This is a genomic window from Microcoleus sp. FACHB-68, assembly GCF_014695715.1.
Classification (GTDB): domain Bacteria; phylum Cyanobacteriota; class Cyanobacteriia; order Cyanobacteriales; family Oscillatoriaceae; genus FACHB-68.
The window spans coordinates 60,488-83,377 of the sequence record NZ_JACJOT010000001.1 but is presented as its reverse complement, the minus strand read 5'-3'; the positions used below and the strand labels follow the sequence as shown (position 1 = coordinate 83,377).

Genomic DNA, 22,890 nt, shown 5'->3' with positions numbered 1-22,890 from the left:
AAATTCAGCATAAGATCAGCCACAGGGTTAAGCGATTTGTGGCATGAATCCAGAAAAGCCTTTAGGCTCGGTTATTCAAGGTTCCCTTAGTCAGGGACTCGAAGTGCGACTTCATCCGGATGTATCTGTAGAAGATATGCGGGTGGGTAAATTCCTGGTTGTTCGGGGCACGCGATCGCACTTTTTTTGTATGCTCACAGACGTTTGTCTGGGAACGTCGAGTGCTCGGATTGTGGCGAATCCTCCCCTCCCGGAGGATGATTTTTTGCAGGCGGTTCTAGCCGGCAGCGGTACTTATGGCACGATTAGTCTGTCGCCGATGCTGATGCTGACGCCAGATGAACTGGAGGAATGGGAGAGAGGCGGAACGGCGGGAGTGCAGCGGCGTGCCGGCGCAGAAGAAAATGATGGTAAAGGGGTGCTTGCTTCTTTCCAGGCACAAAGCGGCAGGCAGATCGAATTGCTGCCGGTGAAAACAATTCCCAGCCATTTCTCTCAGGTTTTTGACGCCAGTGAACGCGATTTCCGCAGCGTTTTTGGTTGGGAAGATGATCCCCACCGGCGCAATTTTGCTATTGGCAAACCGCTTGATATGGATGTGCCGGTTTGTATTGACTTAGATCGGTTTGTGGAACGCAGTAATGGTGTGTTTGGCAAATCTGGAACCGGCAAATCATTTTTAACTCGCCTGTTGCTATCTGGGGTGATTCGCAAGCAAGCAGCGGTGAACCTGATTTTTGATATGCACTCCGAGTACGGTTGGGAAGCGGCAACTGAAGGCAAACAATTTAGCACTGTTAAAGGTTTGCGACAGTTATTCCCCAGCCAAGTTGAAATTTACACCCTCGATCCCACCTCAACAAAACGCCGTGGGGTGCGAGATGCTCAAGAACTTTATCTTAGCTACGATCAAATTGAAGTTGAAGATATTAGCCTTGTTCAAAGAGAGTTAAATCTTTCAGAAGCCAGCATCGAAAATGCCATCATTCTCCGCAACGAGTTTGGCAAATCTTGGATTACTCAGTTGTTGGCGATGAGCAATGAAGAAATTCAGATGTTTTGTGAGGAGAAGCGGGGTAATAAATCTTCAATTATGGCGCTGCAACGCAAACTCATGCGTTTGGATGAACTCAAGTATATGCGGAACAGCAGCCCGAAGGATTATATCGGTCAGATTTTAGAATCGATCACTGCCGGTAAACACATCGTCATTGAATTCGGGTCTCAATCGGATATGCTGTCGTATATGCTGGCGACGAATATGATTTCTCGCCGCATCCACGCCAGTTATGTTCAAAAATCCGAGCGGTTTTTACAGTCAAAAAATCCCATTGATCGCCCTCGGCAACTGGTGATTACCATTGAAGAAGCGCACCGTTTTCTTGATCCAGCGATTGTGCGATCAACAATTTTTGGCACCATTGCACGAGAAATGCGGAAATATTTTGTCACCCTACTGATCGTCGATCAGCGTCCTTCGGGAATTGATAATGAGGTGATGTCTCAAGTTGGCACCCGCATCACTGCTTTGCTGAATGATGACAAAGATATTGATGCAATTTTCACCGGCGTCTCTGGCGGACAAAGTTTGCGCTCAGTTTTGTCTAAGTTGGATTCCAAGCAACAAGCCCTGATTTTAGGTCATGCCGTGCCAATGCCGGTGGTTGTGCAGACTCGTCCCTATGATGCAACCTTTTACAAGGAAATTGGGGAGGTTGCCTGGGAAGAAATGCCTACTGAAACAGTGTTAAAAGCTGCCGAAGCGGCTAGAGCGGATTTAGGCTTTTAGAAGCGAAGAGGTAGAAGATCAAAGCAAAAACTTTTTCTTGTACCTTTTCTTAAACGATTTATTAAAAAAAACAAAAATTATCAAGAAATCCTGAAGAGTCTGTTAGCCTCTAGGAATATGGCCTGTGCCCATCAGTTTGCTTATATTTTTGTGAGGACAGCAAGTTATGGATCTGGTTTCACTTTTAATTACTTGGCTAATTACTGCGGTTAGTTTGTTTGCCATTTCATATCTGCCTATCGGGGTGGAAATCGACGGATTTAATAAAGCATTACTTTCCGCAGCAGTTTTTGGACTTTTGAATGCTTTTGTGCGTCCAATTCTACAGATTTTGGCGTTACCCCTAACGGTGGTAACTTTTGGCTTATTCTCAATTATTCTCAACGCGATTATCTTTGGATTAGCCGCTTATTTAGTCACCGGCTTTAGACTGCGCTATGGTTTTTGGAGCGCTTTGCTGGGTGCGATTTTATTAGCTTTCGTGAGAAGTCTAATCTATCAGTTTCTAAAAATTTAGAAGGATGGGAAATTCATCTACCAGATTGTAGGGTGCGTGACTTACGCACCCTACTTTGAGGATTTCCTTAAAAACGAACATCATACTCAACCGTTGCACGACTTTCTCCAGAGAAATCGGTTGAACCCCTTAGAAGAAGTTGCTCGTTGAGCCGGTAGCGGAGACTGAAATCCGTGGGTTGATCGTCAGTGAGAACCCTTAAAATCGAAGCTGAGATATTGCGAGTGATATCAAAGCCGGCTTCAGCCGCCAAATCCAAACTCGAAGAACTCGTTCCATCCTTCGTCGTGATCGTCGGAAATAGACGAAACTCACTAAGTCCCAAAGCTCGACCCAGCAATGATTCAATCGGACTGAGCAAAGCGGAACCGGCCAAGTTAGCGATCGCCAGCGTCGTGTCTCCTCGTCCCAAGGTATTCACAAAGCCGCCACCCAGCAACCCTACAATCTCAGATTCGCTGCGCCCTGGAGAACTCGTCAGCTCCAGATTATCAAACAGTTGGCTCGCCGGCCCTTCTACTTTGGCAATAATCCGAACCGTTTGCGCTTCTCCCAAACCAGTGAGAGCGTCATTAATCTCAGACGACCCAGCCTTGATAGGCTGCAGGCTTCCCCTCACCTCAGCAACAGACGCTGCTAACCGGACATCCAGATAGGGGTTTAAACCTCCTTCAGGGGTAAACGTCGCCGTCTGTGGGTAGCCACCATCTAGCCTGAACTGAGTGGTAAATAAATTGACCTCGCCGCGCGTCAAGCTAATCGTTCCACTCGGTTGCAGGTCATACAGAGGGCCATTAATTGTTAGATTGCCGGTCGCTGCGAAATTCAACACCGGCTGGCGGGTAATTCTGAGATTATCGCCCAGAACCAACACCAGTTGGTTAAAACTAACCTCTGGGCCACCGCCACCGGCACCCCCGCCGGCAGCGCCACCGACACCGCCGCCGCCGCCACCCGCCGCCGCCGCGTCAGCCAGCAAAACCTGACCATCATTGAGCTGAATGCGCCCGCTCACTACAGGTTGTAGGGCCGTCCCACCAATTCCAACTAAGCCGGTGACACCGCCGCGATATAAGCCTTTGAGATTCACCGCCAGCCGGTCAAGACTGATCCGCAAAGGATTCTGCCGGCCTGGATCATCGGGTGCAAGTTCATTCACAATCGGCAACACACCCTGAGCCACAACTTGGCCATCACTGAACTGACCTTGAATGCCTTCTACCACAATGCGGTCACGGTTAAACAAAACTCTTCCCGTCACATCGGTTAAAGGTTCCGGTAGCAGCCTCGCTTCCAGCGTTGCATTCTGAACCTGAGCAACCCCCGTAATGGTCGGCGCATTTAAAGTCCCCTCTACACGCACCTGTACCTGTCCCTGACCATCAACCCATCTAATCTCCTGGCCGCTAAGCACATTTAACAGCGCCAGACCCTCATTTTGCACATTCACCGCCACATTGATCTGGTCATTCCCTGGCAGCGCCGGGAAAGGCACACTGCCAACCACTTGAATCGGATCGGGACCGGAAACCACCGCCGTCGCGCCAAACTCCAAACGAGCTTGTGAATAAGAGAAACTCGCCTGTGCCGTTTGAATGGGCGTCTGGTTCAGCGTTCCCTCTTCCAGCCGGATTTCCCCGATCGCTTGCGGATTCAACAAACTGCCGCCCAAAGTTGCCTTCGCATTTAGCTTGCCGGTGACATCCACCGGCACCGGCCCAAACTGCGCCGCAAAATCCTGCAACGGTTCTACCGGGAAATTTTGCACTTGCAACTGTCCCGATTGATTTTCACCGCCAATTTTTCCAGAGAAAGCCACCAGCGTGTCTCCCCGTTCAAAGCGTAGCGGCAGCAGCGTCAGCACCCCGTCATCAAAACTGCCATCGGCAACCACCTGATCCACCGTGTAGCGCCCCCAGTTCCAATCTTGGCCGCGCACCTGAAATCTTGCTTCCTCCACCCCAGTCTGCAAGGAACCGGCTACGTTAATTTCCGCCCCAAATGCGCCATCCAACTCGGCTAAATCTGGCAATGGCGAAGACTCTTCTCGCGCCGCCCTTTGCTGATCTAATAGGGCATCAATTTCGGAAAACCGGCGCAATTGAGTCAGCAAATCCGCATTGGGCAAACCGACTCCCACAGGGGCTACCTCAGCCCCACTGGCGTAGTCAGGTGCCTGCGCTCCTCGCGTGAGATCCTGTAGCCTAAACACTTGCAGCGATGTCAGGATTTGCTGCAACTTGCCTTGCACCACCCTTACCTGAGCTTGGTATTGCGGGTTCGGGCCGGCTGTGACGCTGCCGGCTAACAAATACTGACTTTCTCCAATCTGCAACTCGCCGCCGGTGAGGCTTGCCGCCCCATTAACAAAGCTGAGCTGACCCTCGAAACTATCCGCTTTGATATATCCAACGCGGGGATCATCAATCCTAACGGCTCCAGCCAACTGTAGAGACGTGAAATCTCGCGTTGCAAGGTAATTTCCCAAATTCACATCAAAGTTGCCAGAAACCTTGCCAGTAACAAATCCTGGCCCTGCAACTGCCGGCGCTGGCAAGTTCAGTGCGGTTAAAGGAAACTGTTCGACACTGAGTTGCAACTGATTGCCGGTGCGAGTGCCGCTAGCAAAGGCTTCCCCGCGACGGACGAGAAAATTCGTGGGAAGGTTATTTTCATCTAAATTGAAGGCAATTTGGTCTTGAGTGCCAGCCAGTTGCAAGTTCACTTGTTTGCCGGCAGCATAATTCACACTACCGCTAAGAACCGGCTCGAATGCAACTTGATTCAGCACCAAGTCATATACCCGCACATCTCCCACCACCTGGGGCGTACTGGGCGTGCCGGTGATGCGTCCAGTAAAATCACTCAGGCCGGTAAATGCCACCGCATCGGGAAGTTGTTCCAGCGGGAGGTTTTTAAGATTAAACTTACTCGCTTGTACATTTAAATCAATGCCCGTCAATTGAGGCGCACCGGCACCTTCTAGCTGTGCGTAGAGAAAGCCTCTGGCGTCTACACCAGGGGCGGTTGCCTGGTTAATTTGCACCTTTTCACCGTCCCAGACAATCGCAGCCGTCAGAGGATCGTTGATGATCGCCACCCCTTCAGAAAAACGCACATCGCCTTGAGCGCGAATCGCTGCCGGTGTTAACTGCGTTAAACTACCGGACACATTTAAATCACCACTAAATAACCCCCGCAAATCGGGAGAAAACCGGCTCAGTTGAACGCCGGTTGGTTCCACATTTGCCTGCCATTGACCGTTAGCCACCCGCACATTTTGGGCCTCAACTGTCCCACCGGCAACCCCCAAGCTTCCAGAGCCGGTGGCATTGATCGCGGCTAAAGTTAAGGAATCGGTACGTCCTGATAAATTAAACGTGCCGGTTAGCTGTCCCAAATCATCCGCAATTCCTGCTGCTTGTGCCGGCAAAAAGGGAGCCACCGGCACGGCTGCGGCTTCAACGGTTGCCTGCCACCGTCCATTCGTCGTTGCCACGCTCAGATCAGCCGAACCTCCTGCCACAGCAAGGCTTCCAGATCCATTGACGCGAATTTTTTCCACAGCAAAGGATTCGGTATTTCCAGATAAATTGAACGTGCCATCAAACCGGCCCAACTGACCGGCCACTGCTGCCGCTTGATTGGGTAAAAAGGGCGTCAGCGGCACTTGGTCAGCGTCAACCGTCGCCCGCCACTGTCCAGCATTGGTTGCAACCGTCACATTGGCAGAACCATCGGCAACGGCAAGACTGCCGGAACCATTCACACTCACGGTATCGGCGGCGAAAGAACTGGTGCTGCCGGCTAAATCAAACGAGCCGGTGAAGCGTCCCAAGGTTTTCCCATAAGCTCCTACAGACTCTGGCAAGAAGGGATTGAGCGCTAGCCGATTTGCATCCACCGACGCCTGCCAGCGACCATTTGCAACTCGCACATCCTCAATGCTGAGAGTGCCGCCGGCTACCCCAATATTGCCTGATCCATCAGCATTAATGGATTCAACTGTCAAGCTATCCGTTGTCCCTGACAGATTCACCCGTCCGCTCACCGGGCCAACTTGCGATAAATTATCGGGCAAGAACCGGCTAATTTGAACTTCCGAACCTTCAACCGACGCTTGCCACTGCCCGCCGTCGAGTTGGCCGGTGACGTTCGCCGTACCGCCGGCAACCCGCAAACTCAGATTTCCCTCAGCATCAATGGCTGCCGGTGTTAGTTCAGCAACCGGCCCGGAAAAAGTGATTTCTCCCCCCGTCACCTGACCCTGTAACGATGCGAGATTTTTCTGAGATAAGGGAGATTTGCCCTCCTCTGAGACAGAGGCGGCAATTTGTGCCAGCTGGTCTACTTCCAGTCCCGAAGGCGCAACGGTGGCCTGCCATTGGCCCTCATTCAGCTCACCATTCACCTCAGCCGAACCGCCGGCAATGTTGACGAGCACCTGACCGCTAGCATCAATTGTTTCGGCGTTGGCATTCTCTATCGGGCCAGACAAGCGAATTCGACCTCTAAGGATGCGTCCGGACAGGTTATTCAGCTTCTGGAGGTCTGACACCTTTATGTCCGGTGAGACGTTTGCTACCACCTCTGGCAGTTCGCTCAAAGCCAGCCCCAAAGGCTCAATCGTTGCCTCCCACGCCTTGCCAATCACCAACTGGCCTTGGGCTGCCACAGTGCCACTGGCAACCGTCGCAACCGTATCCCGAAACAACACACTTTCCCCCAGCACGATGGCTGTTCCCTTCGCTGGGTACGCCGCTTGCGGTGCTTGCCATCGCACCGTAGTTTGGAGGTTGGTGTTAGGGCCAACAATTTCGCCGGCAGCCGCAACCTGGCCTATATTAATCGGCGCAGGGATGTTATAAAGCTGGGCGAGGGCATCCCCCGGCAGTTTTTCGCCCTGAAATACGATGTTTAAAACAGGGGGCGCTTGATTTAAACCCAAGCGAATGGTGCCCTCGCCGGTGACTTGGCCGCCAACAGTCGGAGCCGCGCGAATATTATCTAGAGCAACTAATCCTTGGGTGAACTTAAAGCCGGCGGAAAGCCGGTCTAAATTCACTTTGTCTACCAATAAAGGTGGCTTGTCCGACTTCACCGCTTCAGGTGTTGTCACGGTTCCAGTCACCACGGGATCGGTAATCTGACCCCGCACCAGGATGTTGGCTTGGACAATTCCTTCCGTTGTAAATGGAATTTCCACAGTCAGTGCTTCCAAAGCGTCCGCCACGCTAACAGGTGGAACTTGGATTGCTAGATTAGAATCTTCCTTGAGTGAAATGAAGCCTTGAGCTTGCGCCGGCACTTTTCCGTAAATTGTCGTAACATTCTGCACGCCCACATTTTGGCCGGCAAACTGCAACTGACCATTTGTCTGAAACAGCGGTTGTGGCAGGGGATCGATTTTAGCCGTCACGCCTTTAACTTGTGCGGTTCCCCTTAAGTCTGCCTGTTCGTCCCGCCGCACTTGAACTTCTAAGCTTCCGTCTAATCTGCCGGCATATAAGGCAATGGGAAGTGTAACAGTCCGTTTTAGTAATCGATCCAAGTCAACGGCCAAAAAATCCCGCGCTTGGATGTTTAAATTCGTTGCTAGACTCGGCAGCACCGTATTACCGGCCACGTTGAAACTGCCGCCGGTGGTAGGCTGGCCGGTTACATCATAGATAAATCGTTGATTTCGATCCCGCAGTTGCAGTGAGCCATTAACCGGCGTCAATGTAATTGGGGTGTTGGGAGTGGGGGGTAAATTGTTCGTCGGCTGACCTTGTGCGGGGGCTGGCTGCCCTGGCGCTGGAGCCGGCACGGGGGCACCGCCAGGAATTTCCTGACCCTTTACTTCTCTGCCTCCACTCGGCAGCAGCACGACATTGGCATTTCGCACCCGAATCGTGTCAATTTCGGTTCTGATTGGCCCGGATGCCGCTCTTTCAACCAGTTTTGGAACTGTAATCCACTCTCCGTCGGGATCTTGCTCGATATACACATCCGGCTTAACCAGGGTGATATCTAAAATTAAGTTTCGGGTCGCCAACAGTTGCAGGATGTTAAACCCGATTTCCACGGCTTCCACAGAAGCACGATCCGGATCAGTAGCAGTCGGGGGAAGCCGTGAGGGGCCAAACCGTAAGCCGGCGAGGGTAAAGCGGTTTACCTGCCCTAGCTGGACGGGCCGCTGTAGGGTTTCAGTGAGTTCTTTTTCGACGAGTGGAGCCAACTTATTGTTGACAAAATACCACACATACCCACCACCAGCCACCGCTCCAACGCCCAAGGTAAGACCCAAGGCAATGCCGGTGCGCTTCAATAAGATCGGCCAGCGACGCCGATTAGAAGTGGGTTCTGTTTGGTTGCCTGAATTTGGAGAGTTGGTCATCTCATCGTTACCTCATAAGGAGGCTTTCCGAATCTGTTCCGGAATTTTTGTGTTACCTATTCAGGCAATCGGAACGGAAAGCTATTGCAGAGTCAGGAAAACGTGCCAAAGTTATGTTAACGAAGACTCTGTCTCAAGAAGATCGTTTCAACCGAATTGATCCGTTTTTCTGAGGCTGCCGGTAAACACAGAACTGAAAACCGATCAATTTGTTTCACTTTTCACCCGAAGAAAAAAGTAACAGCCGGCAAATCGGGCGACATAAGGTGAAAGTGCTTTAATCGCCGAGTTTGAGATAATCTAGTAAAACGTGAGGCATCTTTTCAAGTTTCCAGTGAGGTAAAGCCATGCCAACTGCTGTTCTTCCAGAGTTCGTGCAAGACAAAGAGTTGCTGGAAGGTTTTTATGAGGGAATTATCGAGCTTCCTGATTTGAATGATGGTGCTGCAGTCGGTGGCACAGCTGGCGGGAATACAGCAACAGGACAGGGGACAACCGGCAATGATACCCTTACCGGCGGCGCTGGTGGCGATACGCTTCAAGGCGATTTGGGGGATGACAGTCTTATTGGCAATGGCGGGAACGATACGCTTTTGGGCAGCGATGGCGATGACACAATCCTAGGAAATGCCGGCAATGACCAAATTTTCGGAAACCGAGATTTAGACTCACTTTTAGGCGGCGAGGGTGACGATACAATCCTGGGCGGACAAAGTGGGGATCAACTCTTTGGGGAAGCCGGCAATGACTATGTCAATGGCAACCGAGACAGTGATACGGTTTATGGTGGCGCTGGGGATGACACGGTGCGTGGCGGGCAAGAGGCTGATAGCCTTCTCGGAGAGGCCGGCAATGATACACTATTTGGCGATCTGGGTCCTGATACGTTAACTGGCGGGGATGGGCTAGACAGGTTTGTGATCGGTAAAGGAACCGGCGGCTCATCCCTCACGGGTGCAGACTTCATTGTTGATTTTGTCAATGGTCAAGATTTAATTGTATTAGCAGAGGATCTGACGTTTGCAGATTTACGAATTTCCGCCGGCACAGAGGCTCAGAACGGCAACGTAATTATTCAAATTCAAGACCCCGATCAAGATCAAGGCACGAATCTCGTCTTGGCGATTGTCCAGGGTGCGAACACCGGCTCCATCAATACGAGTGCTTTCACTCCGCTAGTTATTTAAATAAATTGGGGAATGCAAGATTGCCGGCAATCTGAGAGGATGTTTGATAAAGTCTAGAACCAAACTTTGAAGCGCCCTCACCCTAATCCTCTCCCACATCAGAGGGAAAACCGGAAACTCCCTCCCCTTCGCCTAGGAGAGAAGGGGTTGGGGGATGAGGGTTATCTGTTTTGCAACTTTTCAAACATCCTCTTAGAAAGATTGTTTCTGGCAATCCGACAGCGTTGAGCGGATGGTAGGATGTGAAAATATGAGGCAAGGAGTTTAGCAAGTCTTTTGAGGTCATGCGAGTGTTCGTCTTAATCTTTAACGCCCGAACCGAGAATGAGGGAATTCATACGCTTAAGGATCTGCGATCGCAACGCAATAAAGTTCTCATGTTCGAGTCTGAAGACGATGCCACGCGCTACGCATTGCGTTTAGAAGCTCAAGATTTTCCTGCTCCATCGGTGGAAACGGTAGACGACGAAGAAGTTATAGAGTTTTGCCGCAGCGCCGACTATGACTGGGAATTAGTGCCGGCAGGTGAGCTGGCACTTCCCCCAGAAAGCAATGTGGAAGAAACAGAATGGCAAGCCGACAGTGTTGAGGAAGAAGAGATGTCTCAATCTGAACTTGATCGCATTCGCCGGCAACTCGAAGGTCTTTTATAAAGGATAAACGGTGAAGAATTTGGAGGAACGCGGTCATCTGCTGACTGAGCAAATCAATCCCAACAGTCAAAATTTAGACCAGTTGAGTTCGCTGGAATTTGTAGATTTGTTCAATCGGGAAGATGCTCAGACGCTTGCGGCAATTGCAGCGGCGCGGGAAGAACTGGCACAGGCAATTGACCTGACGGCAGAGAAACTGCGTAGCGGCGGACGCTTGTTTTATGTGGGTGCCGGCACAAGTGGTCGTTTGGGGGTGCTGGATGCGGCAGAGTGTCCGCCTACCTTCTGCACGCCGCCGGAACTGGTGCAGGGAATTATTGCTGGGGGTGCCGGCGCTTTAATCCGCAGTTCTGAAGATTTGGAAGACAAGGCTGAGGATGGATCGGAAGCGATTGCTCACCGGCACATTACGAAACTAGATGTGGTGGTAGGAATTACTGCCGGTGGGACAACTCCGTTTGTTCATGGTGCCTTGCAAGCCGCGAAAGCACGGGGTGCGACGGCAATTTTGATTGCGTGTGTGCCGGCAGAACAAGTGAGTGCAGAGGCTGACTTGGATATTCGGCTGATAGTTGGCCCAGAAATATTGGCCGGTTCAACTCGACTGAAAGCCGGTACGGTTACGAAGATGGCGTTAAATATCCTCTCCACCGGCATTATGGTGAAGTTGGGCAAAGTCTACGGTAATCGCATGGTGGATGTTGCGGTTACGAATAAAAAGCTCCATGATCGTGCTTTGCGAATGCTGCAAGACTTGACTGATCTTAACCGCGACGATGCCGGTTATTTATTAGAGCGCAGTGGTCGTTCTGTGAAGTTAGCGCTGCTGATGCACTGGACAGGTTTGGAACGTGAAGCCGGTCAGCAGTTGCTCGATAAGCACCAAGGTAATCTTAGAACAGCCACAGTTAGTTATCAAAATCAACAGGATTGAGCGTTTAATTTCAGAGGTGCGGATTTGAGATTTTGGAGGGATTCAACCCAATCCAAAACAAGTTTCTGTGCCTTTGAATCATACACAGTCAACCTCTTGCAAAAGGCAATTTTTAGCTGTAAAGGCTAAGTATTTGGCCCGGATTTATCGGTAAAATTCGGGCTTTTATCCGCAAATGCTTTGCTTTTCTTGTATTTATGCAAGAAGTTTACTGTGTACAGCATTGCTACTATGAAATTATAAACAACTTGAATAACAAAGCGATGGACGTTGAAGAACTTTATCGGCGTTACGCTGCGGGAGAGAGGGATTTCTCAGGCGTTGCTTTAAGTCGTGCTAACTTAAACATTGCTAAAGTGAAATCCCTTGAAGACCTCGAAGCCGGTGAGAATGACTTGAGCGGTATCAATCTCAGTGGTGCAAGCCTGAGTAGTGCCAATCTGAGTTTTGTTAATCTCAGTGGTGCTAACTTAAGCAGTGCTCAACTTGATAGCGCTAAGCTAGCTGAAGCGAACCTATCGGGGGCAAATTTCAGCAATGCTAGTTTATTTTCTGCCAGATTAGGTCACTCAGATTTGAGTGGAGCTGATTTAAGTGGAGCCAACTTGGATTGTACTGACTTAGAATATGCAAACCTGAGTCAATCCATATTGAGGAGAGCGAGCATCGGCGAAGCTAATCTGAGTGGGGCTAACCTAAGTGGAGCGGATTTGACAAAAGCTAATTTTGTACAAACTGCTCTTTGCGAAGCTAACTTAACAGGAGCTTTTTTAAGAAACACTAATCTAATAGAATGTTCGCTAGCTGGAGCTAATCTAACAAATGTAGACTTAAGTGAAGCTATTATTTGTTTAGAGCTAGCTGATATTAACAGAATTAGTGGGGCCATATTGTGCAATACAACGATGCCAGACGGCAGTATTAGGAATGACCATTGCCAGTCAGTGATTGTTGAAACTATGTTATGAATCCTTGAAATCAATTAATTTGGTAGAAAAGTTGTGGACGCGGAAAAATTACTGAGAAAATCTGCGAATGGAGAGAAAAACTTTGCCGGCATTAGTAAAGCCCACAATCAGTTTAAAGGAAGTATATGAGCCGAACGATGAAACTCACAATGGGGGAATTCAATAGACGTTATCAAGCCGGCGAACGAGATTTCACTAGAGTCTCAATCCTAGATGCTGATTTCAGGTTTCAAGGGATTCCCCGCGATATCATTTTGAAAAAAGCCAACCTCACTGGAGCGCTGCTTGAAGAATTGATGATCCCCCCCATAGACATGAGCTATGCCAAGTTCAAGAAAGCTCGGCTTGGTAAAACTGTCTTCTGCGGCACGAACCTAGAAGGAGCTGACTTTCGGGGCGCTCATTTTTGCCAAACTTATTTTAGCAAGTGCAACCTCCGGCACGCCAATTTTAGTAAAACTGTTTTGACAGAAATCCTCTTCAAAGAAGTTGACCTCAGCTATGCCAATTTTAGTGGAGCAGCACAGTTCAGTCCTCTTGGATATAAGGGTGTTATCTTCCACGAGACTATCATGCCAGACGGCAGCCTTTATAGTAACAATCCTACCGATAATTCCTGAATTTTAAACCAGGTATAAACAGCGGAGTAAAGAGTTGAATTTTAAGGAATGAAACTGTCAATCCACAGACGAATTTTCTGAATAGTTCTGTTTTTAATGAAATCTTTAACTTTTGTTAGAATATTGGTAGGAAAATCATAATCATTAATTATGGATGCCAAAGAATTGCTTGAACGTTATAAATCTGGAGAGAGAGATTTTACGGGAGTGAAGCTCCCTGGCGTCCGTTTGCTTGATGAAAATCTCCGAGGAGTTATTTTCAGAGAAGCTGACCTCAGTAACGCTTTTCTGGATTGGAGTAAACTGGATTATGCCGATTTGAGCTATGCCAACTTGAGCGGGGCGAAGCTTGGTGAAGCTGCTTTAGAAGAGGCTAATTTAGAGGGGGCTGACTTGAGTCATGCTATATTCGGTCAAACCTATTTCGCAAAAGCTAACCTCAGTCATGCCAGTTTCAGGGGTGCTATTTTAACTGAAACTTCTTTCTTCGATGCTAACCTCAGCTATACCGATTTTACTGGCGCTCGTGACTTTTATATTCTCAGATGCAAGGGAGCGACTTTTTGTGAAACTATCATGCCTGATGGAAGCATCAGAAGTGATAGTGTTTGAGGGAAGAAGCCAAGAATGAAAAGATTTGAGTAGGCCACAATCGCCCTATTAATGTTTATTTTAATGTATTGCAACTACGCGGGGGAGGCCGGCTACTCTAGAGAAGAGAGTGATTAATTTTGGAGAAAAATTATGGACGCCGAAGAATTACTTAGACGTTATGAGGCTGGGGAGAGGGATTTTACTGGAGTTTGGTTGATTGATAAAAATCTATCGGGTATTCTCTTGAGGGAAGCTGATCTGAGTAATGGTCATTTGGATGGGGTAACTCTCGATGATGCCGATTTGAGAGGAGCCAACTTGAGCAAAGCGCGTCTTCGTGAAGCCGCTTTTAATGGAGCCAATCTGGAAGGGGCTGACTTAAGTTATGTTGTTTGCGGACAAACTTCTCTCAGTGAAGTTAACCTCAGTCACGCCAAATTGAGAAAAGCTAAATTGACTGAATCCTCTTTCTTGAATTTAAACCTCAGTTATGCCGATTTTACAGGCGCTCGTGACTTTGAGATTGGGCGATGCAGGGGAGCGACTTTTTTTGAAACTATTATGCCCGACGGAAGCATCAGAAGTGAGGGTTAAACAGAGACTTCTAGAAGGTGAGTCAGTTATCTTTGAATGTGTTGATTAATGTAAGAGTAGAGTTATGGAGGCTGACGAACTGCTAAGACGATATGCTAATGGGGAGAGAGATTTTTCAGGGATAAATCTGATCAATGTTGATTTGGCTGGCATTGATTTAAGTAGCGCGAATTTTACAGAAGCTAATTTAAGAAATATAAACTTGCTTAATGCCAACTTGAGTTATGCCAAGTTTCCAAATTCAGAGTGGGAAGAAAGCAATCTGCGGGGGGTGAATTTGAGAGGAGCTAACTTAGAAGGTATTGTGATGAGAGATATTATTTTAGAGAACGCTGATTTAACTAATATTAACTTAAGCAATGCTGATCTAAATGAAGTTTACCTCATGGGTGCTAATCTAACGGGTGCCAACTTGAGTAATGCTTGTTTGTATATTGTGAGTCTTGCCTCTGCTAACTTGGAGCGAGCTAGATTCAGCAATACTACGCTTGATGAAGTTAGCTTTGAGCCTCCAATTCAACGAATTATAGAATTTCGTAAATTGCTTCAACAGTACGCTGCTGGTGAAAGAAATTTTGCTGGGATTAAACTTTGTGGGGGAGCGGTTAGTGGCTGCGATCTTAGTGGCATCAATTTAAGCAAAGCTAAACTCTCGGCTCTAAATCTAAGTCAGGTCAATTTGAGTAATGCTCACTTGCAGGGAGCGATAATGCTTGGTACTGACCTGAGCAGTTCTAATCTCAAGGGTGCCAATCTCAAGGGTGCCAATCTCAGTGGTGCCAATCTGAGAAAAACTAATTTGAACTATGCCTATTTAACAGATGCTATTTTGAGTGGTGCCGATCTTGAGGGTGCTGAGTGCGAGGGTGCCAATACGGATAACGTCATTCTAGTAGCAACTAACTTGCGGGGAGCCAGAGGTTTCCGTAGCGGCATAGGAGCTTTCTTTTGCAAGACTATTGAACCTGGAGGGGAATTCATAGAGGGAGCCGATTGGATAGAGTGAAGGTGCTATTAATCTATAGCAAAAAATCCTGTGCCAGCCGCAACCGGCCCCTACCCTAAGCCTATACTTGACCGATTTACCAACCGCTATATTTTAAAAATGCCTGACAAAATTATATTTTTTGTAGGTACTCTGTAATAACATTTACCCAAAGAAAACCGGCTCTCATAAAGCTCTGAGGTTTGGGGAGGCAGGAGCCTCCCAACCCTAGCGTCTAAACTCAACTTGGGAAGGCCAAAGTAAGGTGGGGGATGCCCACCCGACTTTGCTAGTCTGTACTGCCGTACTGATGTAAAACTTCCCCAGGATCTTGGGCTTGAAGCGGCTCAGGCGTAGAGGTTTGCAGGGTCTCTTCGTCAATTTTCGTCCATTCGGTATGGAAGAAACCAGCCTTATCAACGCGCTCGTATGTATGAGCACCGAAGTAGTCGCGCTGAGCTTGAGTGAGGTTTTGCGGCAAGCGATTGCGCCGGTAGCTGTCAAAATAATCCAGCGAGGCGCTAAACGCCGGCACGGGAATACCTAGCTTGGCTGACTGTGATAGCACTTCCCGCCAAGCGTCTTGCCGGTCGAGAATGGTCTGCTTAAACTCAGGGGCAAGCAGCAAATTAGGCAACGTTGGGTTGTCCTTGAAAGCTGATTTAATCTTATTCAAGAACCCAGCCCGAATAATACAGCCGCCCTTCCAAATCCGAGCCGTTTCACTCAGGTTGAGATCGTAGGAATAAGCTTGCGACGCGGCACTTAGTAAAGCCATTCCTTGCGCGTAAGAGCAAATCTTCGAGCAGTAAAGGGCATCGCGGATCTGGTTAATGAAGGTTTTCGGATCTCCCTGATACTTGCCAGTCGGGCCGGTTAAAACCTCTGAAGCAGCGACTCGCTCTTTCTTAAAGGAAGACATGATCCGGGCATTAACAGCCGCCGTCATGGTGGGAATGCAGATCCCCATTTCGAGAGCACTCTGTACTGTCCAGCGGCCTGTACCTTTTTGGCCGGCAGCATCCATAATCACATCAACCAAAGGCAAACTCGTATCTGGATCGATGCACTTGAAGATATCTGCCGTAATCTCAATTAAATAGGAATTGAGTTCGTCAGTGGTATTCCACTCGGCAAAAATTTCGTGCAACTGCTTGTGATCAAGGCCCAAAGCATTTTTGAGCAAGTCATAGGCTTCTGCAATTAGCTGCATATCGCCATACTCAATGCCGTTGTGCACCATTTTGACATAGTGGCCGGCACCGGCAGGGCCAATGTAGGTCACACAAGGGCCATCATCTACCTGAGCCGCAATCTTCGTCAAAATTGGCTCTAAATACTCGTAGGAGCTTTTCGTGCCTCCTGGCATCAAGCTAGGGCCATTTAGCGCTCCTTCTTCACCGCCGCTAACGCCCATGCCGATAAATCTAAATCCCTGTGGCTCTAGCTCACGGGTACGACGAGCGGTATCGTCATAGAGGGAGTTGCCCCCGTCGATGATGATGTCACCTTGATCCAGCAGCGGTTGAAGCTGGTCAATAACTGCATCCACCGGCGCGCCGGCTTTCACCATGATCAGGATTTTGCGGGGACGTTCTAGGGATTCGACAAATTCCTCTATGGTATAGGCGGCTTTAACATTCTTTCCCTGCGCCCGTGTCGCCATAAAGGCATCAGTTTTTTCGGCAGTTCGGTTATAAACCGAAATGGGGAAACCATTACGCTCAACGTTCAGCGCCAAGTTTTCCCCCATGACGGCTAAACCAATCACACCAAAGCTCTGCTGTGTCATAAGACTCTTTGCTAACTCTGCACTTTAGGAACCGTCGGTTCTTTTACTCAGGGTAGCCCGATATTTAGGCTTTTCCCGTAAAGAAGACCTTAAGACTCAAGTATCTTGTGTCTGTTATGGATAATTCACGGTTAATTGTCAGTAAGCACTGACAAATTACGCATCTGTCAACCGGCTTAGTTCGTTCAAAAATAATTGCAGTTGTTCTATGCTGGGTGTGAGTGCCGGCTAGCCCCTTTTTACGCGAAAAATACTGAGCTATATGCGGCAAAGAATGCTTACACAGCAATAATTTTAGACCGGCAATCCAGTGAAAAAGATGCGTGCGCTCGCCCACTTGGCTAACCTGACAGGGTGTAGCGGCAAGCTCATCGTGCCGACAAAATTAATTTCAGTCCAAAAGAGTTCTCGTCAATTTATGCATCTCATTCCCAGAATCAAGTTTGGCAAAATTTGCGTCGGTGCCGGCTTGGGAATTGCCACCGTACTGAACACTCTCATCCCTGTCGCCCAAGCAACACCGGCACCTCATCCATCGAAACCTCACACAGTCCAGTTGAGTGCGGAAAACTCCGCCGTCCCTCAACAGGCAAGCAGTCAAGCTGAATTCCTTGGTGATCCCGTCGGCTATTCTCTCAACGGACAACACATCGTTTACCGGGGCGAAGATGGCCACATCTACGAACTTTGGTTTGACCGTAACGAATGGAAGCAGACCAACTTAACGAAAGCAGCGAACGCACCTCTAGCAGCCGGCAACCCCACCGGCTACTCGCTGGGAAGCTTGCACGTCGTCTACCGGGGAAACGATAACCACATCCACGAACTTTGGTTTGACGGCGATCAGTGGAAGCATACCGACTTAACCCTAGAAGCCCAAGCACCACCGGCAGCAGGAGAACCTGTGGGATATGTTCTCGAAAGCCAGCACGTTCTCTACCGCAGTTCAGATGGTCACATTCATGAACTTTGGTTTGACGCGGATCAGTGGAAGCACACCAACTTAACTCAGGAAGCCCAAGCACCGCTAGCTGCCGGTGATCCGTCTGGCTACTCCCTAGGCAGCCTGCACGTCGTCTATCGAGGCGAAGATGGCCACATCCACGAACTTTGGTTCGCCCCAGATGCACTCAATAATAAGTGGCGTCATGAAGACTTAACAGAGGCAACAAAAGCCCCCTTAGCAGCAGGAGAACCTGTGGGTTATGTCCTCAAAAGTCTGCACGTCCTCTATCGGGGGGCAGATGGTCAGATCCACGAGCTTTGGTTCGACACTAAAGCGTTTAATAAAAAATGGCGTCACAGCAATTTAACTGAAGCAGCGAAGGCACCTCTAGCGGCGGGAGATCCCACCGGCTACTCGCTGGGAAGCCTGCACGTCGTTTACCGGGGAAACGATAACCAAATCCACGAACTTTGGTTTGATAACAAAGGATTTAATCAGGAGTGGGAGTACACAAACTTAACCGAGGAAGCCAAAGCACCACCGGCAGCCGGAGATCCATCGGGATATGTTCTAGGCAGTCAGCACGTCGTCTACCGGGGCGAAGATGGCAAAATTCACGAACTTTGGTTCGACAATAAGGCATTTAATCAACGGTGGAAATATGCCAACTTAACCGAGGAAGTCAACGCGCCGGCATCGGAAACAGGTCAAAACTAGCGAGAGAAAGTGACGGCAGGGGGCACTCTTTCACTCACTTAATTCCGTCATTCTCAATGCCGGTGTAGGTGCCGGCGGGGAATAGTCCTAACCAGGGATCAGAACTAGGAGTGAGAAAGAGTTCTGCATACACCCGTTCGTTTAACGTTGCCACATCGTCGGTACTTTCTCCGCGCACAAACCACTCGTGAATCTGCGTGTGAAATAAATACTCGTTGCGAACCGTATCTAAAGCGATCGCTTGCTCAAAATTAGGCAGAACCGGCACTAAAGCATTTTCACCTTTGCCGGCATAGGCTTGCGGATTCTTACTTCGCATCAACGCTTGGCTATTGGCATCAAGACGGGCGTCTGCGGCGTGGAGTTCGGCGAGTTTTGCCCATTTTGCATCATCCATGACGGTTGGGAGTGTCTGGAGTGTGGGCGAAATCGCTCGCACAATGGGCAATTCGATCCTCGATTTGCTCATTGCCAATTCACCGGCTTCTAAAGCGGTGGGGGGATTGCTTCCCGGCTGAAGATTATTCACTCCCACCGGCAACGGCAAGGATATCCCCAGTTTGGATAAATCTGCTGTCCAAGCGACTTCAATATCCGCAAGGCGGGCGCTGTGATACTGGCTTAGAAATGCTTGGCGCTGGCTGCCGGTGAGCTGAGAAGATTGCTTGACAAGTTCTTCTATTTTTGATAAATGTTTCACAAAAGCTTGAGGGCCATACAATCCGGGCAAAGCATCAACGGGGCGTCCGTCAGCATCAAGGATGTAATGAATACTATTGCCGGTGAGGGTGCGCTCTAACCGGCGTCCGTCTCCAAAATCAATCGTTACTCTAGGTGCCGGTCGTACTGATTGCCAGTGCAGAACAAAGCGATCTCGCAGAATCTTAGAAACTTCAGCATTTGGATACAGCGCGATGCGGAAAAACCGGCTATTGGCACAGCTCAACTCTTCATCAAGCCGGCCTAGCAAACGCAACGACAGAATTGGTTTGCCGGTGGCTTTTGCAACAGCCTTGGCTTGTTCTAAATCCGTATGCCAGTACAAGCGTGAGGCGTAGCAGTCTCGCTGCTGACAAATTGCGTCTAGTACACTACCGAGTCGTTGCATTTGGGAACGGTTGCCTTGAAGTTGGCTGCGCTGCAACTCACTGCCATAGACTTCTAAAAACGCCTCAATTCCTTTTGCTCCTTGGGCGCGTAACGCTGCAATTGCCTTGGCAGACTCAGAAGAACTTTCAGAGATAGCAGCGCGTGCTAGGACTTGCAAAGGCGTTTGAGCGAACACCGGCTCTATAAAAAGGCCGGCGCAAACAAGCATTACAGCAGAAAGCGAACGATTCAATCTCATCACAACTCCCCCGTTGATCGTAGCGTTCCGGTGGTAGCGCCCAGATTGCAAAATTTGTCAGACTTTGTACAGCAAGACGATGGTAACAGTTACGCCCGGTTCCGTCACCGACAAGCGAGATAAAATCCTTTACCCATAACCAGCGCCGGCAAGCCGAGATCACAGCATTGTCCCAAAAGATAGAGATCAAGAGGCTATAGGAACGATAGAATGAGCCTGATAAGACGAATCGGCGGTTTGTCTAAATAGTTCACAGCGGGAGATACCGGCAAGATGCTTTCATACATTCTGGCGTTGACAGTCGCTCTTGGTAGCTTCGCCCTTTACATGGCTGCTTTCTTTTTTCCTGAAGTCCATCGTAAAGGGGACTTTATTTGGAGTGGCGTAGGACTGTTTTATGCCTTGGTGTTGTGGTTCTGTGCTGGACGAATTACCGGCGCTGTACTATTGGGAGAAACAGCCAGCATTAGCTTACTCGGTTGGTTGGGTTGGCAAACTTTGAAATTAAGAAGGGAAGTCACCCCCTCTCAAGAACGCACTCAAATCGCGGAACCAGAGAAGTTAACGGCGGGTGTATCTCAGGTAGGCGGAGGGTTGACAAACCTCTTCAAACGTAAGTCTAAACCGGCTCCGGTTCCCGTTGAAAATAAAGTTGTGCCGGTAGCAGATATTCCCCAGCCGGCTCAAATCCCCCAGCCTGTCGCTGAAGTTGAGGGTTCCTCGGTTAATGAGCTGGTTGAAGCTGCAACTGAGTTAGAAACACCGGCTTCTCAGGAAACGATTAGGCAAGAAATGCCGGTTTCAGAAGAAGCCATTGTGGCGGCAATGGCAGAAACGCTTTACGAGGAAATCGAGCAGGCAGCCAAGTCAGTCCCCTTGGAAGAAATCTTGCCCCCAGACGCACGCCCAAACGCAACGCCTGCGCCTGAAGTCTTAGATGCACCTCTGCAAGAAGCCCTGAATTTAGAAAGCCTGCCGCCAAAGCCTGCGCCTGATGCTTTAGATGCGCCTCAAGAAGAAGTTTTGAATCCGGAAATTTCTTCGGTTAAAGAAGCGTTTATTTCCGCAAGAGAGGAAATGCCTTCAGCGCCCGAACAAGTTGAACCGGCAACCGGAGATACTCAGCCGGTAACAACAAATGCGGAAGCGCCCGAACAAATTGAGCCGGCAACCGGAGATACCCAGCCGGCGCAGATGCCGGTAACAACCAATATTGAAAATATGCCTGCCGCCGCCGCACTAGAAGGCGCAACCGGCGAATCTGACACATTTGACACATTAGAAGAAGACGAATTTGACGATGAGCTGTTTGAGCCGGCACCCCCAACACCTGTAAAACCACCCCAGAAGCCCGCTGCACTGAAGGGCAATCAGGATTCACGCCCGACTAAACCGACCACAGCAGCCGGTGGTGGGGCAAATCAACTGCTTGCGCCGGTAGCCGGTTTGATCTCCACTCTGCAAAATGGTATTCAAGGGTTGCTGAATAAAGTTAAAAAACCGAAAACTCAGCAAACTCAGCCTGAAAGGAAAACACCCTCATCGGCAACTGTTTCCAGGAGGGCAAAAGAACAGTCACCCCTGGAAGTGGATGCAGTGCTTGAGGTATCTGTGGTTGAGACACGGATTACCGATGCAGAGATTGTCTCAGAATCAACAACAATTATCACAGATGCGAATAATCCCGATGCGCCTGTCACAGTTGTTGTTGAAGAATTAACGATTCAAACTGAGCCGACAACCTTTACTGATAGCAGCATAGAGACGACAGCAGACGCCCCTACTCCAAGTATTGAGATCCCAATTCAACCCACCGCGCCAGAGACAGAAACCTCTAAACCAGAAAGCCGGCTGGAAGCAATTCCCCCCAATCCCCCTAGTCCCGAACTCGTAGAAGCAGCCCAAGAATCGGCTCACGAAGTCACGGATTTCTTACAATCTCAAGTTCCGATTGAGGAAATTGCGCCGGAAGTCGAACTCGCCCCGCCGGCAGAAGGTTTTGAGGAGGAAAACCTGGAAGTGAGCGCTGAGGCGGAACCTGAGCCGGCAGAAGCGCTTGATATTCCTCCCCTGGAAGCAACCCCGTTAGAATTAGAACCCACCTCATCGGCACTAACAACCCCATCTGCATCAGAAGCACAATTCCCGACGCCAAGTATTGAGATCCCAATTCAACCCACCGCGCCAAAGGCAGAAACCTCTGAATCAGAAAGCCGGCTGGAAGCAATTCCCCCCAACCCTCCAAGTCCCGAACTCGTAGAAGCAGCCCAAGAATCGGCTCACGAAGTCACGGATTCCTCACAATCTCAAGTACCGATTGAGGAAATTGCGCCCGAAGTCGAACTCGCCCCGCCGGCAGAAGGTTCTGACGAGGAAAACTTAGAAGTAAGTGCAGAGGCGGAACCTGAGCCGGCAGAAGCGATTGATATTCCTCCCCTGGAAGCAACCCCGCTAGAATTAGAACCCACCCCACCGGCACCGGCAACCCCATCTGCATCAGAACCCACCCCACCGGCAGCCCCAACCCCGCCCCAAGCCGCCCAAAAGGATAACGTAGCCAAAGTAATGCGAGCCGGCAGACAAGATCCCGCCCTCGTAGAACCAGCTAAACGCTCTGCGGAAGCCAAATCTAAGAACAATCCCAATGGTGACGAGGGAAAAGGGGCATAGGGCATGGGGCATGGGGCATTGGGCATGGGGCATGGGGCATCGGTCAAGGCTTCGCCAACCTAAAGGTAGGGGCATTGGGGATGGGGCATTGGGCATGGGGCATCGGAGTCAGCACTCAGCACTCAGCTTGAGCGGCTGTGCTGGGCGGAGGTGAAGGGAGGGGAGCCAAGCTTACTCTCCATGCTCTTTCACTCAAA

At 49.6% G+C, this 22,890-nt stretch carries 16 protein-coding genes; 13 read left to right on the top strand and 3 right to left on the bottom strand.

The features are described from left to right. The first annotated feature begins 43 nt into the window (after positions 1 to 43). On the top strand, positions 44 to 1,789 hold the full coding sequence (locus tag H6F73_RS00345) for an ATP-binding protein (protein WP_190756851.1): 1,746 nt from the start codon (positions 44 to 46) through the stop codon (positions 1,787 to 1,789). Positions 1,790 to 1,955: 166 nt separating this feature from the next. Further along, a complete protein-coding gene (locus H6F73_RS00340) occupies positions 1,956 to 2,306 on the top strand; it encodes a phage holin family protein (protein WP_190756850.1) in 351 nt (116 codons plus the stop codon). A gap of 67 nt (positions 2,307 to 2,373) precedes the next feature. Here H6F73_RS00340 and H6F73_RS00335 read toward each other — a convergent pair whose 3' ends face one another. Beyond that, on the bottom strand, positions 2,374 to 8,685 hold the full coding sequence (locus H6F73_RS00335; RefSeq protein ID WP_190756849.1) for a translocation/assembly module TamB: 6,312 nt from the start codon (positions 8,683 to 8,685) through the stop codon (positions 2,374 to 2,376). A gap of 347 nt (positions 8,686 to 9,032) precedes the next feature. Here H6F73_RS00335 and H6F73_RS00330 point away from each other — a divergent pair, with 347 nt between their 5' ends. The 8 genes from H6F73_RS00330 (at position 9,033) to H6F73_RS26275 (ending at position 15,241) form a co-directional block, all read left to right on the top strand. Next, positions 9,033 to 9,872, top strand: a complete 840-nt coding sequence (locus H6F73_RS00330; RefSeq protein ID WP_190756848.1) for a calcium-binding protein — start codon at positions 9,033 to 9,035, stop codon at positions 9,870 to 9,872. 284 nt (positions 9,873 to 10,156) lie between these two features. Then, positions 10,157 to 10,525 carry a DUF3110 domain-containing protein gene (locus H6F73_RS00325; protein ID WP_190756847.1) on the top strand — a complete coding sequence of 123 codons (369 nt, stop codon included), beginning with the start codon at positions 10,157 to 10,159 and terminating at the stop codon, positions 10,523 to 10,525. 10 nt (positions 10,526 to 10,535) lie between these two features. Beyond that, on the top strand, positions 10,536 to 11,459 hold the full coding sequence (gene murQ, locus H6F73_RS00320; protein ID WP_190756846.1) for an N-acetylmuramic acid 6-phosphate etherase: 924 nt from the start codon (positions 10,536 to 10,538) through the stop codon (positions 11,457 to 11,459). 197 nt (positions 11,460 to 11,656) lie between these two features. Beyond that, positions 11,657 to 12,427, top strand: a complete 771-nt coding sequence (locus H6F73_RS00315) for a pentapeptide repeat-containing protein (RefSeq protein ID WP_242072282.1) — start codon at positions 11,657 to 11,659, stop codon at positions 12,425 to 12,427. A 125-nt stretch (positions 12,428 to 12,552) separates the two neighbouring features. Beyond that, entirely contained in the window at positions 12,553 to 13,047 is a 495-nt protein-coding gene (locus H6F73_RS00310; protein ID WP_190756845.1) for a pentapeptide repeat-containing protein, read from the top strand. 150 nt (positions 13,048 to 13,197) lie between these two features. Beyond that, entirely contained in the window at positions 13,198 to 13,659 is a 462-nt protein-coding gene (locus H6F73_RS00305; RefSeq protein WP_190756844.1) for a pentapeptide repeat-containing protein, read from the top strand. A gap of 132 nt (positions 13,660 to 13,791) precedes the next feature. Next, positions 13,792 to 14,235 (top strand): pentapeptide repeat-containing protein, encoded by a 444-nt coding sequence (locus H6F73_RS00300; RefSeq protein ID WP_190756843.1) that lies wholly within the window; start codon positions 13,792 to 13,794, stop codon positions 14,233 to 14,235. Positions 14,236 to 14,299: 64 nt separating this feature from the next. Next, positions 14,300 to 15,241, top strand: a complete 942-nt coding sequence (locus tag H6F73_RS26275) for a pentapeptide repeat-containing protein (protein WP_190756842.1) — start codon at positions 14,300 to 14,302, stop codon at positions 15,239 to 15,241. Between the two features lie 268 nt (positions 15,242 to 15,509). Here the strand turns inward: H6F73_RS26275 and gndA are convergent, their stop codons facing one another. After that, positions 15,510 to 17,012, bottom strand: coding sequence for an NADP-dependent phosphogluconate dehydrogenase (gene gndA, locus H6F73_RS00290; RefSeq protein ID WP_190756841.1), 1,503 nt, complete (start codon positions 17,010 to 17,012; stop codon positions 15,510 to 15,512). A gap of 319 nt (positions 17,013 to 17,331) precedes the next feature. On the opposite strand from gndA, the gene H6F73_RS00285 reads away from it, so the two are divergent. After that, positions 17,332 to 18,675, top strand: a complete 1,344-nt coding sequence (locus H6F73_RS00285) for a hypothetical protein (RefSeq protein WP_190756840.1) — start codon at positions 17,332 to 17,334, stop codon at positions 18,673 to 18,675. A gap of 34 nt (positions 18,676 to 18,709) precedes the next feature. Here the strand turns inward: H6F73_RS00285 and H6F73_RS00280 are convergent, their stop codons facing one another. After that, entirely contained in the window at positions 18,710 to 20,023 is a 1,314-nt protein-coding gene (locus tag H6F73_RS00280) for a hypothetical protein (protein WP_190756839.1), read from the bottom strand. A gap of 273 nt (positions 20,024 to 20,296) precedes the next feature. Here H6F73_RS00280 and H6F73_RS26270 point away from each other — a divergent pair, with 273 nt between their 5' ends. Beyond that, positions 20,297 to 22,693, top strand: coding sequence for a Ycf66 family protein (locus H6F73_RS26270; RefSeq protein ID WP_242072281.1), 2,397 nt, complete (start codon positions 20,297 to 20,299; stop codon positions 22,691 to 22,693). Further along, positions 22,668 to 22,847, top strand: coding sequence for a hypothetical protein (locus H6F73_RS00270; protein ID WP_190756838.1), 180 nt, complete (start codon positions 22,668 to 22,670; stop codon positions 22,845 to 22,847). Before H6F73_RS26270 ends, H6F73_RS00270 begins: the two co-directional genes overlap by 26 nt. Positions 22,848 to 22,890: the final 43 nt, after the last annotated feature.

What these genes read in the sequence shown, in the direction of transcription:
- H6F73_RS00345 (WP_190756851.1), top strand. Translation starts at nt 44, where the DNA reads ATGAATCCAGAAAAGCCTTTAGGCTCGGTTATTCAAGGTTCCCTTAGT.
- H6F73_RS00340 (WP_190756850.1), top strand. Translation starts at nt 1,956, where the DNA reads ATGGATCTGGTTTCACTTTTAATTACTTGGCTAATTACTGCGGTTAGT.
- H6F73_RS00335 (WP_190756849.1), bottom strand. Translation starts at nt 8,685, where the DNA reads ATGACCAACTCTCCAAATTCAGGCAACCAAACAGAACCCACTTCTAAT.
- H6F73_RS00330 (WP_190756848.1), top strand. Translation starts at nt 9,033, where the DNA reads ATGCCAACTGCTGTTCTTCCAGAGTTCGTGCAAGACAAAGAGTTGCTG.
- H6F73_RS00325 (WP_190756847.1), top strand. Translation starts at nt 10,157, where the DNA reads ATGCGAGTGTTCGTCTTAATCTTTAACGCCCGAACCGAGAATGAGGGA.
- H6F73_RS00315 (WP_242072282.1), top strand. Translation starts at nt 11,657, where the DNA reads ATGCAAGAAGTTTACTGTGTACAGCATTGCTACTATGAAATTATAAAC.
- H6F73_RS00310 (WP_190756845.1), top strand. Translation starts at nt 12,553, where the DNA reads ATGAGCCGAACGATGAAACTCACAATGGGGGAATTCAATAGACGTTAT.
- H6F73_RS00305 (WP_190756844.1), top strand. Translation starts at nt 13,198, where the DNA reads ATGGATGCCAAAGAATTGCTTGAACGTTATAAATCTGGAGAGAGAGAT.
- H6F73_RS00300 (WP_190756843.1), top strand. Translation starts at nt 13,792, where the DNA reads ATGGACGCCGAAGAATTACTTAGACGTTATGAGGCTGGGGAGAGGGAT.
- H6F73_RS26275 (WP_190756842.1), top strand. Translation starts at nt 14,300, where the DNA reads ATGGAGGCTGACGAACTGCTAAGACGATATGCTAATGGGGAGAGAGAT.
- gndA (WP_190756841.1), bottom strand. Translation starts at nt 17,012, where the DNA reads ATGACACAGCAGAGCTTTGGTGTGATTGGTTTAGCCGTCATGGGGGAA.
- H6F73_RS00285 (WP_190756840.1), top strand. Translation starts at nt 17,332, where the DNA reads ATGCGTGCGCTCGCCCACTTGGCTAACCTGACAGGGTGTAGCGGCAAG.
- H6F73_RS00280 (WP_190756839.1), bottom strand. Translation starts at nt 20,023, where the DNA reads ATGAGATTGAATCGTTCGCTTTCTGCTGTAATGCTTGTTTGCGCCGGC.
- H6F73_RS26270 (WP_242072281.1), top strand. Translation starts at nt 20,297, where the DNA reads ATGCTTTCATACATTCTGGCGTTGACAGTCGCTCTTGGTAGCTTCGCC.
- H6F73_RS00270 (WP_190756838.1), top strand. Translation starts at nt 22,668, where the DNA reads ATGGTGACGAGGGAAAAGGGGCATAGGGCATGGGGCATGGGGCATTGG.